This window comes from Pseudoxanthomonas winnipegensis, assembly GCF_030322905.1.
GTDB lineage: Bacteria > Pseudomonadota > Gammaproteobacteria > Xanthomonadales > Xanthomonadaceae > Pseudoxanthomonas_A > Pseudoxanthomonas_A winnipegensis.
Genome location: NZ_CP095475.1, coordinates 508662 through 526238, shown reverse-complemented (window position 1 = coordinate 526238; position 17577 = coordinate 508662). Strand labels below are relative to the sequence as shown.

8 protein-coding genes are annotated in these 17577 nt (G+C 70.0%); 2 read left to right on the top strand and 6 right to left on the bottom strand.

Features of this window, described 5'->3' with window-relative positions:
* Positions 1–36: 36 nt before the first annotated feature.
* Together MWN52_RS02160 and MWN52_RS02155 are read right to left on the bottom strand one after the other, a co-directional pair.
* The gene (locus MWN52_RS02160) at positions 37–1257 is read right to left on the bottom strand and encodes an aldose epimerase family protein (protein ID WP_286576392.1); all 1221 of its coding nucleotides are present in this window, start codon (positions 1255–1257) and stop codon (positions 37–39) included.
* A gap of 283 nt (positions 1258–1540) precedes the next feature.
* Positions 1541–2422 (bottom strand): DNA ligase, encoded by an 882-nt coding sequence (locus MWN52_RS02155; RefSeq protein WP_286577665.1) that lies wholly within the window; start codon positions 2420–2422, stop codon positions 1541–1543.
* A 178-nt stretch (positions 2423–2600) separates the two neighbouring features.
* Between MWN52_RS02155 and MWN52_RS02150 the strand changes: the two genes are divergently transcribed.
* Positions 2601–3389, top strand: a complete 789-nt coding sequence (locus MWN52_RS02150) for an SPFH domain-containing protein (RefSeq protein ID WP_130523843.1) — start codon at positions 2601–2603, stop codon at positions 3387–3389.
* A gap of 19 nt (positions 3390–3408) precedes the next feature.
* Here the strand turns inward: MWN52_RS02150 and MWN52_RS02145 are convergent, their stop codons facing one another.
* Positions 3409–4284: a DMT family transporter gene (locus MWN52_RS02145; protein ID WP_286576390.1), complete on the bottom strand. Its 876-nt coding sequence runs from the start codon at positions 4282–4284 to the stop codon at positions 3409–3411.
* A gap of 241 nt (positions 4285–4525) precedes the next feature.
* Here MWN52_RS02145 and MWN52_RS02140 point away from each other — a divergent pair, with 241 nt between their 5' ends.
* On the top strand, positions 4526–7381 hold the full coding sequence (locus MWN52_RS02140; protein ID WP_286576388.1) for a hybrid sensor histidine kinase/response regulator: 2856 nt from the start codon (positions 4526–4528) through the stop codon (positions 7379–7381).
* A gap of 420 nt (positions 7382–7801) precedes the next feature.
* On the opposite strand, the gene MWN52_RS02135 is transcribed toward MWN52_RS02140, so the two are convergent.
* From MWN52_RS02135 to MWN52_RS02125, 3 genes are all read right to left on the bottom strand, one after another.
* Positions 7802–14809 carry a YDG domain-containing protein gene (locus tag MWN52_RS02135; RefSeq protein ID WP_286576387.1) on the bottom strand — a complete coding sequence of 2336 codons (7008 nt, stop codon included), beginning with the start codon at positions 14807–14809 and terminating at the stop codon, positions 7802–7804.
* Between the two features lie 34 nt (positions 14810–14843).
* A complete protein-coding gene (locus tag MWN52_RS02130; RefSeq protein WP_286576386.1) occupies positions 14844–16571 on the bottom strand; it encodes a ShlB/FhaC/HecB family hemolysin secretion/activation protein in 1728 nt (575 codons plus the stop codon).
* Positions 16572–16855: 284 nt separating this feature from the next.
* Positions 16856–17521, bottom strand: coding sequence for a response regulator transcription factor (locus MWN52_RS02125; RefSeq protein ID WP_286576385.1), 666 nt, complete (start codon positions 17519–17521; stop codon positions 16856–16858).
* Between the last annotated feature and the right edge of the window lie 56 nt (positions 17522–17577).

Below are 17577 nucleotides of genomic sequence, written 5' to 3'. Positions count from 1 at the left end.
CGGCCCGCGTCTGGGCCGGCGCGGCGAGACGGAGGCCTACTTGGCTACGCCGAAGCGATAGATCGTGGTCTGCGTGTAGGTCTGGCCCGGGTCCAGGCGCGTGCTGGGAAAGTCGGCGTGGTTGGGGCTGTCGGGGAAGTGCTGGGCTTCCAGCGCCAGCGCGCCCCAGTGCAGATAGGGCTTGCCGCCCTTGCCGCCTTCGATGCGGTCGATGGCGTTGGAGGTGTAGAGCTGCATGCCGGGCTCGGTGGTGAACACGGTCAGCGTGCGCCCGGTGGTGGGCTCCTCGACGATGACCGCCGGCGTCTCCAGGCCCGGCGCATCGAGCACCCAGTTGAAGTCGTAGCCGCCCTGCTTGGGCTCGGCATGGCGCAGGTCGGCGTTGTCTTCGTGGATGCGCTCGCCCAGGGCGTGCGGCGTGCGGAAATCCAGCGGCGTGCCGGCCACGGGCAGCAGCTTGCCGGTGGGGATCAGCTGCGCATCGGTCTGGGTATAGCGCGCGGCGTTGATCTGCACGCGGTGATCCAGCACCGAGGCGGCACCGGCGCCGGCCAGGTTGAAGTAGCCGTGGCTGGTGAGATTGAGCACGGTCGGCTTGTCGGTGGTGGCGCGGTAGTCCAGCTTCAGGCCATCGTCCTGCAGGGTGTAGACCACGCTGACGTCGAGCGTGCCGGGGAAGCCCATCTCGCCATCGGGCGAGCGGTAGCGCAGGGTCACCGACGGGGTCCCGTCGCTGGCGGGGCTGGCCTCCCACAGCCTGGTGGCGAAGCCTTCCGGGCCGCCGTGCAAGGTGTTGCCGTTGTTGTTGGTCGGGATCTGGTAGGTCTTGCCGTCAAGGGTGAAGCGTCCCTTGGCCAGGCGGTTGGCGTACCGCCCGATCAGCGCGCCGAAGTTGGTCTGCACGGTGGCGGCGTCCTTAAGGTAGCCGTCAAGCGTGTCGTAACCCAGCACCACGTCGTCGGCCTTGCCGTTGCGGTCGGGCACGGTCAGCGCCTGCAGGATGCCGCCGTAGGTGATGATCGAAGCGGTCATGCCGTGGCCGTTGTCCAGCACGAACTTCTGCACCTTGCGCCCATCGGGCAGCGTGCCGAAGTCGCTGGCGACCACATGCGCGGGAGCCGCGGCCGGCGCGGACGAGGCCGCAGGCGCGGCGGCGCCGGAAGCATCGGGCTGGGCACGCGTGGCCGGATCTTCCGGCGGTTGCGAGCAGGCGCCCAGTCCCATCGCCGTCACGGCGGCCAGCAGTGCGATACGCATTCGATGTCTCCCTCCCAGGTGAGGGCGCCAGTGTGCCTCAAGCCGCATGCGGGCGCAGGCGACGCGGGCAGGCCAGGGGCCAGGGGCCAGGGATTAGGGATTAGGGATTAGGGATCGGAGATCAGAGATCAGGGTATGAAGCAGTGCATCGGCTCGCGCGCTGCGTGCCGCATCGCCGGCTACCGCTGTTCCCTGGCCTCTGGTCCCTGATCCCTAATCCCTAATCCCTAATCCCTAATCCCTAATCCCTAATCCCTAATCCCTAATCCCTAATCCCTAATCCCTAATCCCTAATCCCTAATCCCTGGCCCCTGCTTTCCTCCCGCACCCGCAGGAAGCGGGCGAAGCGTGGCAGGCCGCGCCCGGTCAGGCCGTTGTACTGATACGTCACCCACGTGCCCAGCGGCGGCGGCGCGTCGCGCTGGGCGTCGCGCAAGCCGCTGCCGATGCGGAAGCGGCGCCCGTCCGGCGTCTCCACCAGCAACGCACCCAGCCGGCCGGCGTGCCGGCCCTGGCCCGGCACATGCCCGATCACGCGCGCCTCGGCATCGTCCAGGCGCTTGTACTTGAGCAGCGCATCGCTGCGCCCGGGCAGGTAGCGCGCCGCCCGGTGCTGCAGCATCAGGCCTTCGCCGCCGGCCTGCACCACGCGGTCCAGCTCGGCATCCAGCGCAGCCCGGCTGTCGAAGCGGCGCTGCTCGAGCATCCGCAGCTGAGGATGCGTGCCGGTGCCCAGCAGCGCCTGCATCCGCGCCACGCGCGCGGCGAACGCGCCGCCCGCGGCGGGCAGGTCGAACACCATGAAGCGCAACGCGCGCCAGCGCGGGTCGTGCGGATCGCCCGCGCGCACCAGCGCGCTGGCCACGTCGAACTGGCCGCGCCCGATCCACAGTTCGCCTTCCATCGGCACCGGCGGCCAGCCCCGGGTGAACCAGGCCGGCACCGCGATCGGCTCGCCGCCGCGCGTCCACAGCGCTCGGCCGTCCCAGCGCCCGCGCACGCCATCGAGCTTCTCGCTGACCAGATACGCGGCGACCTCGCCCTGCCCGCGATACGCGGTCGCCAGCATCGGCGGCATCTGCAGCGCCGCTGCCTCCACCACCCCCGGCCCGGCCAGGCAAGCCACCAGCACCATTCCCGCCACGACGCGCATCGCCTGCTCCACGAAAGTCAATTCCGGGCTCCAGCCTGGACCTGCGTGGCCGCGGTGTCCGTCGGCGCGCGTCCGATCCGGACGTAGGACAACGCCGCGGCCTGATCCGCGTCGGCCTTCCGTCTTATCATCCGGATCGACCCGGTGGCCAAGGCTGCCGTCGGGCACAGGGACGCACCAAGGGGACAACATGAAGCGCATCATCTGGACACTGGCCGGCGTGGTCAGCGTGGCGGGCTGCACGGTGGTCAAGGTCGATCCCGGGCAGGAGGCGGTGCTGATCGATCGCCCGCGCCTGTTCGGCGAAGGCGGCATCCGCGACGAAACCATCAAGCCCGGCCTGGCCTACACCTGGCTGACCACCGATGCCATCGTGGTGGATGTCAGCCCGCAGGTGCTGGCGGTGGCGTTCGACGATTTCTCCTCGTCGGACAACATCCTGCTCGACTTCGAGACCACCATCCAGTACCGCGTGACCAATGCGCCGCGGCTGCTGCGCAAGTTCGGCCCGGACTGGTTCAAGAACAACATCCGCAGCCAGTACGCGGCCATCGTGCGCGACCAGGTCAAGCGCTTCGACATGACCAGCATGATGAGCGATGTCGCCACCGCCCAGCGCATCGACGACGCGGTGACCGATGCCATCCGCAAGGTAGTCAAGGACCAGGGCCTGGACGTGGAGATCATGAACATCACCCTGGGCCGGGCCAAGCCCAATCCGGACGTGCTGCAGCAGATGAACCTCACCGCGGCCCAGCAGCAGCGGGTCAAGACGCTGGTCGAGGCCACCAATGCCGAGCTGCAGCGCGCCAAGGAGCAGAAGGCCATGGCCGATGCGGACAACGCCTATCGCAATGCGATGAACCTCTCGCCCGAGCAGTACCTGGCACGCCAGATCGCCGAGATCAACGCCGAGGCCTGCACCAAGGCCGCGGCCTGCTACGTCGTGCCCAGCGGCACCAGCGTGGTGGCGAAGTAGGACGCAGGCCGGGGCCGGATCAGACGATCCGCATCCGCCGTCGCCAGCTGGCGATCTGGTTCCAGCGGATGAAGGTGACCAGGCCCGAGGCCAGGATCAGGGCGATGCCGACCCAGGTGATCGCATCGACGCGGCTGTGGAACAGCCAGGCGCCGAAGCCGATCGCCCACAGCATCTGGCTGTATTGGGTCGGCGCGACCGCGCTGACCGGCGCCAGCCGCGTGGAATACATCATCAGGATCGCCGCCAGCCCGGCCAGCAGCCCGTAGCCGGCGATCAGGCCACACTGCGCGGCGCTGGGCCAGACGAAGTGCGGCAGCATCAGGATGCCGCCGGCCACCAGCGGGCCGATCACGCCGGCGCCGTACAGGGTGACGCGCTTCTCCTCCGGCCCGGCCATGCGCAGGCTGATCACCGACACCGCGCCGGTCAGCCCGCACAGGATCGCCGCCACGTGGCCCTGGCTGAGCTGGCGGAAGCCGGGTCGCAGCACCACCAGCACGCCGATGAAGCCCACCGCCACCGCCGTCCAGCGGCGCCAGTGCACTTCCTCGCGCAGCAGCAGCACCGACAGCACGGTGACGAAGATCGGCATCAGGAAGATCAGGGCGAAGGCCTCGGCCATCGGCAGATGGGTGAAGGCGATCACCGAGGTCAGGTTGCCGGCCGCGCCGCAGAACGCGCGCAGCAGCCAGATCGTCGGCTTGCGCGCCACCACCACCTCGCGCCAGCGGTCCTGCGGCTTCTTCAGGAAGGGCACGGCCACCAGCATGAGCAGGGCACCGAAGAACACCACCTCGTAGGACGGCAGGCTGCCGTCGAGCAGCTTCACGAACGCATCGCTGATCGCATAGGCCGCATAGCAGGCGAAACCCAGCAGCACACCCTTGAACATCGTGTCGGTTCCGCAAGCTCGTCGGGCGCGGCGCGCCGGCACCACAGTCTACGGGCAGCGCGGCCAGGCGCCGCGCATCGGCGTTGCGAAACTTCATGCCAGGCCGAGCCCGGCCGTGCTGAAATGGCGCACGCCCGCCGCTGGTCTTCACCTGCATGCTTCGTCCGCTCCTCCCGCCCCGCTGCCGGCCCGCCCCCGCTTCATGCCGACAGCGCTCGCGATTGGCACACGGGAACGCGGCATGAGCCAGCCCTGGTTCCCCGCCGGCGGCAGCGCCATGGCCGCCAAGATCCGCGCGCACGACTGGGCCGCCACCCCGCTGGGCCCGGTGGAGACCTGGCCGGCGCCGCTGCGCGCGGCGGTCAACCTGATGGTCAATGCGCCCGAGTGCATGTTCATGGTCTGGGGCGAGGAGGTGACCTTCCTCTACAACGACGTCTACGCCCCGATCCTGGGGCCGCGCGCGCCCGGCGCGCTGGGCGCCTCGATGCGCGTGCTGTGGGGCGATGTCTGGGACTCGGTGCGCGGCCCGATCGAGAGCGCCTACCGCGGGCAGTCCGAGCGCCACGTGGAGATGTACATCCAGATGCACCGCTACGGCGTGCCGGAGGACACCTGGTGGACGTTCTCCTTCACCCCGATCTACCTGGACGATGGCCGCGTCGGCGGCGCGTTCTGCCTGACCAACGAGGTCACCGAGAAGATCCAGGCCGAGCGGCGCCTGGCGCGCGAGCATGAGCGCCTGGCGCAGCTGTTCGAGCAGGCGCCGATGTTCATGGCCTTCCTCAGCGGGCCCGAGCACCGCATCGAGGTGGTCAACCCCGGCTACCTGCGCCTGATCGACCACCGCGACGTGGTCGGCAAGACCGTGGCCGAGGCCCTGCCCGACGCGGTCGAACAGGGTTATCTGGACCTGCTGGACGGGGTCTACCGCACCGGCGAGGTCTATGCGGCCAATAGCGCCGCCTACGCGGTGCGGGCCGAGCCGGGCGGGCCGGTGCATCCGCGCTTCGTGGACATCGTCTTCCAGCCGATCCGCGACGAGCGCGGGCAGATCACCGGCGTGTTCGTGCAGGGCGTGGACGTGACCGCGCGCATCGAGGGCGAGGCCGCGATGCGCGCGCTGGACGCGCACAGCCGCCAGGTCATCGACAGCGCCACCGACTACGCGATCCTGGCCACCGACCTGCAGGGGCGCATCACCCACTGGAACGCCGGCGCGCAGCTGATCCTGGGCTGGAGCGAGCGGCAAATGCGCGGGCATACGACCGAGCGGCTGTTCACCGAGCAGGACATCGCCAACGGCGTGGCCGAGCGCGAGCTGCTGGACGCGCTGGAGACCGGGCGCGTGGTGCGCGAGCGCTGGCAGGTGCGCCGCTCCGGCGAGCGTTTCTGGGCCAGCAGCGCCACCACCGTGCTGCGCAACGCGGACGGCACGGCGATCGGCTTCGTCAAGGTGCTCGGCGACCGCACCGCCGAACGCATGGCCATCGACGCGCTGCGCGACAGCGAGGCGCGCCTGACGGCGCTGGTCAGCGCCTCGTCGGACGCCTTGTTCATGATCGACGCGCACTGGACGCAGATGCGCCAGCTGACCGGCACCGGCGCGGCCCGCGACAGCTTCGCGCCGATCGAGCGCTGGATGGCGCGGCACATCCCCGATTCGGATCAGCACCGGGTCGTCGCCGCGGTCCACGAGGCGGTGACCAGCCGGCAGCCGCTGACGCTGGAACATCCGGTGCGCCGCAACGACGGCAGCCTGGGCTGGTCGCTGTCGCGCGCGGTGCCGCTGTTCGATGCCGAAGGCAAGCTGCACGGCTGGTTCGGCGCGGCCACCGACATCACCGCGCGCCGCGATGCGGAGAACCGCCTGCGCGAGCTGACCGCCTCGCTGGAGGAGCGCGTGCGCGAGCGCACCGACGAGCTGCTGCTGGCCGAGGAGAAGCTGCGCCAGAGCCAGAAGATGGAGGCCGTCGGCCAGCTCACCGGCGGGCTGGCGCACGACTTCAACAACCTGCTCACCGCCGTCACCATGGGGCTGGATCTGCTGCAGCAGCGCATCGAGGCCGGCCGCTACGACCGGCTGGAGCGCTACCTGGAGATGGCCCGCTCCGGCGCCTCGCGCGCCGCCTCCCTGACCCAGCGCCTGCTGGCGTTCTCGCGCCGGCAGACGCTGGCGCCCACGGCGGTGGACGTCAACCAGCTGGTCGATGGCATGGGCGACATCCTGCGGCGCACGCTGGGGCCCTCGATCCAGACGCATTTCCAGCTGGCCAGCCCGCTGTGGCGCGTGCTGGTGGATGCGCCGCAGCTGGAGAACGCGCTGCTCAACCTGTGCATCAACGCGCGCGATGCGATGCCCGAAGGCGGCCAGCTGATCATCGAGACCCACAACATCGAGCTGGACGCCGAGGCCGCCGCGTCGCTGGAACTCGCGCCAGGCCCGTACGTGCGCCTGGGCGTGCAGGACACCGGCACCGGCATGAGCGCCGAGGTGATGGAGCGCGTGTTCGAGCCCTTCTTCACCACCAAGCCGATCGGCCAGGGCACCGGGCTGGGGCTGTCGATGATCTACGGCTTCATGCGCCAGTCCGGCGGCCAGGTGCGCATGGCCTCGCGGCTGGGCCACGGCACCACGATGCAGCTGCTGCTGCCGCGCCTGGACGGTGCCGAGGACGCCATCGCGGCGGACGGCGTCGAACCGGCCGCGCTGGACCCGCACACCCGTGGCGAGGTGCTGCTGGTCGAGGACGAGGCGCCGGTGCGCGCACTGATCGCCGAGGTGCTGGGCGAGGCCGGCTGCCGCGTCACCGCGGTGGCCGACGGCCACGCCGCGCTCGAATACCTGCGCGGCGCCGCGCCGATCGATCTGCTGCTGACCGACGTCGGCCTGCCCGGCGGCCTCAACGGCCGCCAGGTCGCCGACGCCGGCCGCCAGCTGCGGCCCGGCTTGCGCGTGCTGTTCGTGACCGGCTACGCGGCCAATGCCGCGGTCGGCGCGGGCCAGCTGGAGGCCGGCATGGAGGTGATGACCAAGCCCTTCCAGGCGGCCGAGCTGGCGCGCCGCGTGCAGGCGATCCTGGCCCCGTCGAACTAGCGCGCGCCTGGCGCGCATCCGTTATCCGTTGTCGGATGCGTGCCGGGCGGCCTCAAAGAACGGGCAACCTCAGAAACAGCGCCCGCTTGCTTCGCGTCTCGCGGCCGGGCCGCTCCGCGTCAGAAGCACGCGACAACCAACCGTTGTTCCCGCGAAAGCGGTAACCCAAGGACGTTTCCACGACGAGGCCAAGGACACCTGCGTCCCCGGGCACGACCGGTCGCGTAAGCGATCCGCCTTCGGCCGCCACACGCGTCAGGCCGAAACCGGATGCGGCAGGCAGCCGCGCCGCATCGCATCGCATCGAATGCGCCAACGAAAACGGCCTTAAGCCATGGCCGCATGCCGGCCGAGCTCCCGATCGGCGCAGACGCCGGGAAGCGAGGGCGGTTGCCGCCCACGCCTCCGGCGTCACGCCCCTCAATCGACGAAGCTCAGCATCAGCGCCCGCACCTGCCGGACCGAGACGCCGGCCTGCTGCTTCAGCGCGTCGAGCGCGTAGGCGCTGAGCACTTCGCGGTCCAGGCGCGCCGCCGAACGCGACGCCACGACATGCAGGGTGCCGTCCTGCAGCAGCGACAGACGCAGCGTGGCGCTCTCGTCCGCATCGATGGCCACCCTGGTCTGGACGCTGGCGCGCACGCTCTGCTGCAGGTTCGGCGCGGTCGGCGGCTGGCCGTCCAGCGGATGCAGCACCAGGCTGCCGCCCAGGTCCTCCACGCGTAGGCTGCCCAGCGCGCGGCCTTCGCCGTCGAACACCGGCAGCACCGTCACTTCCGGTTGCGCCAGGGACTCACCACCGGTCGCCAGGCTCACGCCCGTGCCGTTGCGCAGCAACTGTCCCATCGCCGCATCGCCCGAAGCGCCGCCACGTCCGCCATCGCCGGCCGTGCCAGTGCCAGTGCCAGTGCCAGTGCCAGTGCCGGCATCGGCCGTGCCGGACGCGCCATTGCGGGCCGCGCTGGCGACGACCGAAGACGCGCCACCATCGCCCACACGCGCGCCACCGCTGTTTCCAGTGCCGCGGCCCGCGGCGTTGCCCGCGCTGCCTGCGCCACCGACATCGCCCGAGGCGCCCATGCCGGTCGGATCGAGCGAAGTCCCGCTCAGGTGCGGCTGCGCAGATGCGCCCAGCCCGCCCGTCGCGCCGGTCGCCGCGGTGATCGCGCCCGCCGAAGTCAGCGGACCGCCATCGGTGCCGCTGCCCGGACGCGTGCCGTTGCCGCCCAGGATCGGCTGCGAGATGGCATCCACGGCATTGCGACCCGGCAGCTCGTCGATGCCGGCGACCGTCTGCTGGGTCGCGTCGGTCAGGCGGTAGTTGCCTGCATCGGCACCGTTCAGGGTCAGCGAGACCTGGACCGTCTTGCCGGTCGCGGTCGAGGCGTCGTCGTACTGCCCCTGCCCCTGCAGCGCCACCTCGTCGCCGGAGACCACCCCGCGCAGAGGCGGCAGCACCAGCACCGCGTTGCTGCTGCCGTCGAAGCGCTTGTCAAGCACGGCCACGTTGCCAACGGTCAGTTCCTTGGCCGCCACATCGCCACGCGACTGCAGGCTGGTGTTGCTCAGGCGGTAGTTGCCGGCATCATCACCGCGCAGGCCGGCGGTCACGTCCACCTGCTTGCCGGTGCCTGCGTTCTTGTTGTCGTACTGACCCTGCAGGATCAACGCGACGTCGTCGCCGTTGACGGTGCCGGTCAGGCCGCTGCTGCCAACGTTGGCCGTGCGGTTGCCGTCGTACACCTTGGTCGTCACGCTCAATGTGCCGGCATCGAGGGTCTTGGGCGTGATGTCGCCGCTGGACTGCAGGCTGGTGTTGCTCAGGCGGTAGTTGCCGGCGTCGCCACCCAACAGGCCGGCGGTCACGTCCACCTGCTTGCCGGCGCCCGCGTTCTTGTTTTCGTACTGACCTTGAAGGGCCAACGCGATGTCGTCGCCGCCGACGGTGCCGACCAGGCCGCTGCTGCCGACGTTCGCGGTGCGGTTGCCGTCGTACACCTTGGTCGTCACGCTCAATGTGCCGGCATCGAGGGTCTTGGGCGTGATGTCGCCGCTGGACTGCAGGCTGGTGTTGCTCAGGCGGTAGTTGCCGGCGTCGCCACCCAACAGGCCGGCGGTCACGTCCACCTGCTTGCCGGCGCCCGCGTTCTTGTTTTCGTACTGACCTTGAAGGGCCAACGCGATGTCGTCGCCGCCGACGGTGCCGACCAGGCCGCTGCTGCCGACGTTCGCGGTGCGGTTGCCGTCGTACACCTTGGTCGTCACGCTCAATGTGCCGGCATCGAGGGTCTTGGGCGTGATGTCGCCGCTGGACTGCAGGCTGGTGTTGCTCAGGCGGTAGTTGCCGGCGTCGCCACCCAACAGGCCGGCGGTCACGTCCACCTGCTTGCCGGCGCCCGCGTTCTTGTTTTCGTACTGACCTTGAAGGGCCAACGCGATGTCGTCGCCGCCGACGGTGCCGACCAGGCCGCTGCTGCCGACAGTGGCCGTGCGATTACCGTCGTACACCTTGGCCGTCACGCTCAGCGTGCCGGCATCGAGGGTCTTGGGCGTGATGTCGCCGCTGGACTGCAGGTTGGTGTTGCTCAAGCGGTAGTTGCCTGCGTCGCCGCCCAGCAGGCCAGCGGTCACGTCCACCTGCTTGCCGGTGCCTGCGTTCTTGTTGTCGTACTGACCCTGCAGGGTCAGCGCCACATCGTCGCCGCCGACGGTGCCGACCAGGCCGCTGCTGCCGACGTTGGCCGTGCGGTTGCCGTCGTACACCTTGGCCGTCACGCTCAGCGTGCCGGCGTCGATGGTCTTCGGCGTGATCGAAGCGGTGCTGACGCGCGGCGTCGAGGTGGTCGTGTCCATGACATAGTTGTCGGCGTCGCCGCCGCCCAGCTGCGCATTGACCACGACGCGCTTGTTGTCGCCCACGTTCTTGTCCACGAACGCCGCCTGCGTGGCGACGCTGACGTCGTCGCCGACGACGGCGTTGCCGAGGGTGGCGTTGGTCACCTGCGCGCCGGTGCCGCCGTCGTACACCTTGCCGGCGACATCGACCGCCACCGTCAACGCGCGCTTGGCGATGTCGGCATAGGCCGTGCTGTCGACCAGATAGTTGCCGGCATCGTTGCCGCCCAGGGTGATGCCGGATACGGTGACCTGCTTGCCGGTGCCGGCGTTCTTGTCGACGAACGCGGCGCCAGACGCGCCCGCGAAGGCCACGTCATCGCCGCCGATCACGCCGTTCAAGGTGGCGGTGCCCATGCTGGCGGTCGTGGTGCCGTCGTAGATCTTGTCCTGGACCGAACCGGCGCCCAGCTGCAGGGTCTTCTGGCCGATCGTGCCGATGTTGGCGCTGACGCTGGTGCTGGCCACGTCGTAACCGTACACGCGCACCGCGCCATTGCTAGCCTGATTCACGCTCAGGCCATCGACGGTGACCGCCTTGCCGGTCCCGGCATTCCTGGTGTCATAGCGCGCGCTAGTGCCGCTCACGACGACCGTATCGCCGTCGATCGCGCCACTGCTCACCGTATAGCCGATCCCGCCCAGCGCCGCGTCGGTATTGCCGTCATAGGTCTTGCTCGCCGCACCGGTGAGGGCGACGCCGACGGTCGGGGCGACGCGGTAGAGGAAGCCGCTGTCCGCATCCAGCACGGCGGTGCCGGTGTCGGCGTTGTACTGCTTGAACTGCGGCGCCAGGCCACCACGCGTGTCGTTCAGCGGCGAGGTCGAGTACACCAGCCAGCGGCCGTTGCCCGTGCTGACCGCGTTGCTGCCGGCCTGGTTGATGAAGTTGCGGCCTGCCGCCAGCAGCACGCCGGTCTGCTGCTGCGCGCCGTTGCCGGCGCTCACCGCCTGCTGCAGCGTCAGGTCCGCGCTCGTGCCGGTCAGGCGCACGTCCACCGCGCCGGTGGATACAATGCCGGCGAGGCCATCGGCACTGCCCACGCGCAGGCTGGCGTTGTTGCGGAAGTTCAGATCCCCGGTCTGCGCCGCGATGGCGTTCACCTGGTTGCTGGCGGAGTCGAGCGTCACCGCGCCGCTGGAGCGCAGCGCCAGTGCGGCCGCGGTCAGCGCGCCGCTGCCCTGGATGCCGGCACCGGCGCCGTCGTTCAGCGACAGCGTCTGCGCGGCGCTGACGGCATGGTTCAGGGTCAGGCCGTCCTGCGCGGCGCTGAGGTAGAGGCTGCCTCCCGCCACGCCGACGTCCGCAGTCTGCTGCAGGCGGTGTGCCTGCACCTGCACGCGGTTGCCGACGGTGACGTTGAAAGCGTCCATCGTCACATCGTTGCCGCTCGCATCCACGCGCAGCGTGTTCACGCCGTTGAAGCGCGAGAGCGCCGTGCTGCTGAGCACCGCGCTGGTGCCGCCGAACGCGAACGGGCTGCCGCCGGAAAGCGCAAAGGCCACCGTGGCCGCCGCCTGATTGCTCAGGGTGGCGCTGGCGGCATTGAACCCCGTGCCAGCGGTGGCGGCCAGGGTGGCGGCGCTGTTGTTGAAGTTGATCGCACTGTTAAGCCCCAGCGTGCCGGTCGCGTTCAGCCCGACCGTCCCGGTAGTGCCGGCGCGCACGTTCAGTCCGGTCAGCGTATCCGCCGCGCCCAGGGCCCAGTTCGCGCTGGAACTGGTGACCTGGCTCGCACCGCCCACGTCCAGGGCCAGGGTGGTGAAGTCGAAGGTGCTGTCGCTGAGCGTCGCGCCGGCACTGGCGGTGACCGCCAGCTTGGCCGCGGAGACGCCGCCATTGATGCCGAGCACGCGCTGGCCGCTCTTCAGGCTCACTGTGCTGGCGCCGGTGACGATGTCGCTGTCGAACACCAGGTCGCCGCCGTCGCTGCGCCCCATTTCCAGCGTGGCCGCGTTGACCTGGCCGATCGACGCGTTGCTCAGCCCGGTGCCCAGATGCAGCGCGTTGGCGGCGGTCATCTGCCGGATGGTGACCTTGCCGTTGCCGCCGTTGGCGGTGACCTGCTGGCTGAGGTTGATGTTGTCGCCGGTCAGGATGACGTTGCCGGTGCTGTTGCTGAGGCTGCCGGCGGTGATGTCCAGCGTCTTGTCGAGCAGCTCGAAGCTGCCGCTGGCGTTGAAGTTGTAGTTGCCCGACACGCTGATGGTGCCGGTGCCGTCGGCGCGGCCGATGGTGAGGTTGCGGATGCCCGGCAGCTTGTTGAGCGTGGCCGCCGAGGCGAAGCCGTTGGCGTCGCCCAGCACCATGTTGACCGTCGGATCGTAAGGCTCCAGGCGCATCGAGGCGGTGCTGAGGTTGTTCAGGGTCGACGAACCCCAGTCGATCTTGTTGGCGCGCAGCACCAGCACGCCGCTGCCGGTATCGAGGTTGACCGCGACATTGCCGAAGTTGATGTTGCCGCTGGTGTAGATGCTGGCGCCGCCCTTCATGGTGAAAGGGGTATCGATGTCGAAGTCGCCGCTGGCGTCGATCAGGCCATTGAGGATCTTCTCGCCGGTGGTGTAGCTGCCGTCGGCCCTGAACGTCACGCGCCCGGCGCCGAGGGTCATGCTCGAGTTCAGCGTCACCGCACCGCTGCCGGTGGAAAGGTAGACGTTGCCACCGTAGGTGTTGATCGGCGAGCTCAGGGTCAGGTCGCCGCCGCCCGCATTATCCGAATCGCCCCAGATGCGCACGTAGCCACCGTTGGTGGTCACCGCGCCGCTGACCGTGATGCCGTCGGCGCCGTACAGGGTGATCGAGCCGGCGCCGGGGGTGCCGTTGCCGTTCTGGGTGACGTCGTGGGTCGGCAGCGTGGCCGGATTGGTCCCGGCGCCATGCGCGATCAGATTGCCGATGCTGCGCAGGTAACCGGTCCCGGTGCGTCCGCTCTGGAAGTAGATGCTGCCGGTGCCGAACACTTCCACCGTGTTGTTCGGATTGGCGAAGCTGATCGTGCCGCTGGTGTTCTCCAGGCGCAGGCTGACGTTGTTGGCCATGCTCAGGCGGCCGTTGCCGCCGTTCAGCGACAGGTCGCCGAAGGTGATGCCGTTGTCGGCCACCAGCATCACGTTGGCGTTCTGCGCCTGCAGGTCCTGCACGTAGACCGTGCTGCCACCGATGGAACCGCTGCCGGTGCCGCCCGCCTGGATGGAGATGGTGGTCGGATCCAGCAGCAGGTCGCCCATCGCGCCGTGCGCCGCGCTGGCATCGGTGCGGCCGCTGTAGGCCAGATTCTGCTTGCCGGAGACCTCGGCGCGGCCGCCGTCGCCGGCTTGCGCGCCGCCGCGCACGGCGATGCTGCCGGCGAACCGGGTCTCGCCGTCGGACCAGACCACCGCCTCGCCGCCGTTGCCGCTGCTGCCGGCGCTGGCATCGAGCGCGACACTGGCGTCGGCGTCCACAAGCGTGGCGTTGCGCAGCGAGGCGTCGTGGCCCTGCCAGCCGCCACCGACGTGGATGGCGCCGCCGCCGGTCGCGCCGCTGGCGTCCAGGCGTGCGCCGCCGTCCAGGCGCAGCTGCTGACCGAGCACATCGATGCGCCCGCCCTGGCCGGTAGTCGAGCTGGCGTCGAGGCGTCCGCTGACGTGCACCTGGCCGGCGTCGCCGCCGTCGAGCAGGATGCGGCCGCCGTGCACGCCCAGCGAGGTGGCTTCGACCACGCCATCCATGTTGATGACGCTGGAACGCAGCGCGCTGGCGCCGGCGGCGCTGAGCACCACGTTGTTGCCGCGGATGACGCCGCTTTGCGTCAGTTCCGCCTTCAGCGCGTCCTGTGCGACCGCCAGCGACAGCAGCCCGTCGCTGTCGAAGTCCAGGGCGACGCGATCGCCGGCGGCTAGGCCGACCTGCCCGGCCGTGATGCTGCCGGTGTTGCTCACCGCCGGCGCCAGCAGCGCCACCACGCCACCGTTGGCGCGGATCGCGCCCTCGTTGCGCACCGCGCCGGCGGCGCCGGTCGCGGCGAAGCGCGCGCGCCCGGCCAGGAAGTCGCTATCGCTGATGCCCAGCGAGCTGACCAGCAGCCCGCCCACGTCCACCTGCGCGCCCTTGCCGAAGTACACACCGTTCGGATTGACCAGCCAGACCTGGCCGTTGGCGCTGAGCTCGCCCAGGACCTGGCTCGTCGTCCCGCCGAGCACGCGGTTGAGCGCGATCGCGCTGCTGTTGGGCTGCTCGAAGCGCACGCTGGCCTGATTGCCGATGTCGAAGCTGTTCCAGTTCAGGATCAGACGCTGGCTGTCCTGATGCACGGTCAGGTTGGCGCCCTGCTGACCCAGATGCGCGTTGCCGGCGGCGATCTGCGCGCCGCTGGGCAAGCTCCCCGGATCCACGGCATAGGCCGACAGCGGCACGCTGCCGATGGCGATCGCGGCGGCGGCAGCGCGCACCACGGTGCCGCTGCGCTTGCCGCGGCGGCGGGAAATTTCGGCGGCGACGACATAGGCGCCACGCAGTTCGTCCCAGATCAAACGGTAGATGTGATTCATGCGAATCGTCCTCGGAATTCGTGGAGTGGCGGCGTCAGAAGCGCAGGCTGGCCTGCAGCCACAGGTAGGTGTCGTCTCGCAGGCCGTCGGCATTCAGGCCGGAGGCGCTGCGGCCGGGGTTGTCGCCCAGCCGGTGCGCCCAGGCGGCGCGCAGCGACCAGCGCTCGCCCTGCAGGTTCAGCCCCAGGCCGGCGCTGGACAGGCCGTACGCATTGCCCGACCACGGCGTCACCGAGCCGGCCCAGGGGTCGATGTGCTGGCGCACGTGACCGTGGTCGGCGAACAGCAGCGCCTGCGCCCGCGCCTGCGAGGCGATGAGGAAATCGCGACGCAGTTCGGCGTTGACCAGCCAGCCTTCGTCGCCGCTGCCCTCGCCGACCGCTTGCCCGCGTACCCCGGACGGGCCGCCGAGCAGGAGCTTCTCCGACGAATCCAGGTTCTTGTTGGCGAACTGGCCGTTGGCGCCCAGGTATAGGCCCCAGTTGCTCAGCCCGCCCAGGCTCTGGTTACGCTCCACGCGCCAGATCAGCTTGTTGTAGTCGCCGCGGGTGCGCGCACTCAGCGCGTCGGCGATGCGGTCGGCGGCGTTGTCCAGATCCACGCGGCCGGTCACCCAGCCCAGGCTGGCACCGAAGTAACCGCCGCCCCACCAGCCGTCCCACGCGCTGCCGCTGAGCAGGGTGGTGAGCCGATCGAGGTTGCGCTCGCGCAGCACCTGGCCCAGCGCCTTGTCGGTGAGTTCGCGCCGTTCGGCGTCCATGCTGATCCACAGGCTGCGCTTGCGCGTGCGCAGCAGCGGGTAGCTGAGGCCGGCACTGTAGGTGCGGGCGTTTCCGCGCAGTTCCAGCGGCTTGAACTCGGCGCCGATCTCGTAGTGCATCGAGGACGCGGCGAAGTTGGCGCGCAGGCCGGACGGGGTCAGGCCCATGGCGTAGTTCAGGCCCAGCACATCGCTGCCGCTGCTGTGGCTCAGGTTCAAGCCGAGCAGATCCTCGCGCTCGAACGGGCGGTTCACCGCCACCCAGGCGCTGCTGCGCCACTGGCCGGTATAGCGGTTGGAGAAGTTGTCCACACCGACACCGCCGATCCACGCCGGCGCGTCCTCCGTGCGGATCAGCAGGCGGCTGCTGCCGGGCTCGGCGCCCTTCTCCAGGGTGGCGCGCGCGCTCACGCCGGGCACGTCGTTGATCAGCAGCAGCGCGCGCTCCAGCTGATCGTTGCGCACCGGGCCGTTGGGCAACGCGGCGTCGGCGATGGCGGTCGTGCGCGCGCGCAGCGCCGGGTTGTCGGACAGCACCTGCACACGACCGGGCGCGTTCTGCAGACGACCGATCATGATCGCGATTTCCAGCTCGCCGTCGCTCAGGTCTTGGCTCGGCAGATACGCGCGCGCCAGCAGATAGCCCTGCGCCTGCAGCGCGGCGCTGACCCGCTGCGCCAGCGCCTGCAGCTGCGCATGGGTCAGCGACTTGCCCAGGGCATCGGCGACCACCGCCTGGAGCGCCTGCGTGTCGATCGTTTCATCGGCGCCGGTGAAGCGCACCCAGTCCACGCGCGCGCTGAAGGCGCCGTCCTGGGCATCGGGCAGCGGCTGCTGCAGCAAGGGGGCGGCATCGTCGGCCGGCGGCTGCAGCCGTTCCTGGCGCTGCTGCTGGTTGAGCAGCGATCCCGCATCCGGCGGCACGGTCTGCGCCAGCGCGAAATTGACGGCGAATGGCAACGTGCCCAGGCCAAGAAGCTTGGCCAGCCGCGTGGTGTTCATGGATTGTCCCCTGTGGTCTGCGCAGACGGCGCTCTTCGTAATCGGGCGCCATTCTGGAGATCAAGAGAACGTGAAAACTTACGATTTCTGACAGTGACGCAGCACGTCAGAAAGGCCCTGCGCGCACCCGCGGAACGCCGCCCCAGCGGCGCACATTCGACCGATTTTTGTCATTTTCTTCTCCTGCGCGGCGGCGGCATCGCCACGCGCATCTCCCTTGCCGCAGGGCGCGCGCGGGGTTTTGCGCAACGCCAGCCCGGCGCGAGGCCGACGGCGCCATCCGCTCACTCCACGCCGATGGTCTCCGTCGCGTGATAGCCGCGCGCGTGCTCGGTACGGATCGGCAGCTCCAGCCCGCAGATGTCGCGACAGCGCCGGCGCAGACGGCTGATCATGGTGTCCAGACGGCGCTGGTCGAAGGCCATCCATTCCCAGCCCAGCGCCTCGGCGACCTCGCGACGTCCGGCCACCTCACCCTGGCGTTCGGCCAGCAGACGCAGCAGCGCGAACTCGCGCCCGCTCAGGTCCAGGCGCACGTCATCCGGCGTGTACAGACAGGACGCGCGCGCCTCCAGGCGCCAGCCGCGCGGGATGCGCCGCAACAGCGCCGACACGTGCGCGCCCAATTCGGAAAGATGCAGCGGCTTGACCAGGTAATGATCGGCGCCCTTCTCCAAGCCGTGGACCCGGTCCTGGCTGGCGCCGCGTGCGGTCAGCATGACGATCCCGATCTGCGGCCACGCGCGACGCAGGCGTTCTGCCACCTCCAGCCCGTCGGCATCGGGCAGGCCGCGATCCAACACGACCAGGTCGAAGCGCAGGTCGGCGCCGGCGGCGAGGAACGCGGCGACCGAGTCAGCGGCGACCACGCGATGGCCGATCGACACCAGATAGGCCTGCAGCTCCTCGCGCAGGTCCGGCTCGTCCTCAAGCAGACCGATCAGCGCCATGCCGGCGCACCTCCGGGCGATGCCGGCACGCACGGCACGACGGGACACAGGAATCG

Bases quoted from the DNA above. Each gene is read 5' to 3' on its own strand.
- MWN52_RS02160 (WP_286576392.1), bottom strand. From the start codon at position 1,257: ATGCGTATCGCACTGCTGGCCGCCGTGACGGCGATGGGACTGGGCGCC.
- MWN52_RS02150 (WP_130523843.1), top strand. From the start codon at position 2,601: ATGAAGCGCATCATCTGGACACTGGCCGGCGTGGTCAGCGTGGCGGGC.
- MWN52_RS02145 (WP_286576390.1), bottom strand. From the start codon at position 4,284: ATGTTCAAGGGTGTGCTGCTGGGTTTCGCCTGCTATGCGGCCTATGCG.
- MWN52_RS02140 (WP_286576388.1), top strand. From the start codon at position 4,526: ATGAGCCAGCCCTGGTTCCCCGCCGGCGGCAGCGCCATGGCCGCCAAG.
- MWN52_RS02135 (WP_286576387.1), bottom strand. From the start codon at position 14,809: ATGAATCACATCTACCGTTTGATCTGGGACGAACTGCGTGGCGCCTAT.
- MWN52_RS02130 (WP_286576386.1), bottom strand. From the start codon at position 16,571: ATGAACACCACGCGGCTGGCCAAGCTTCTTGGCCTGGGCACGTTGCCA.
- MWN52_RS02125 (WP_286576385.1), bottom strand. From the start codon at position 17,521: ATGGCGCTGATCGGTCTGCTTGAGGACGAGCCGGACCTGCGCGAGGAG.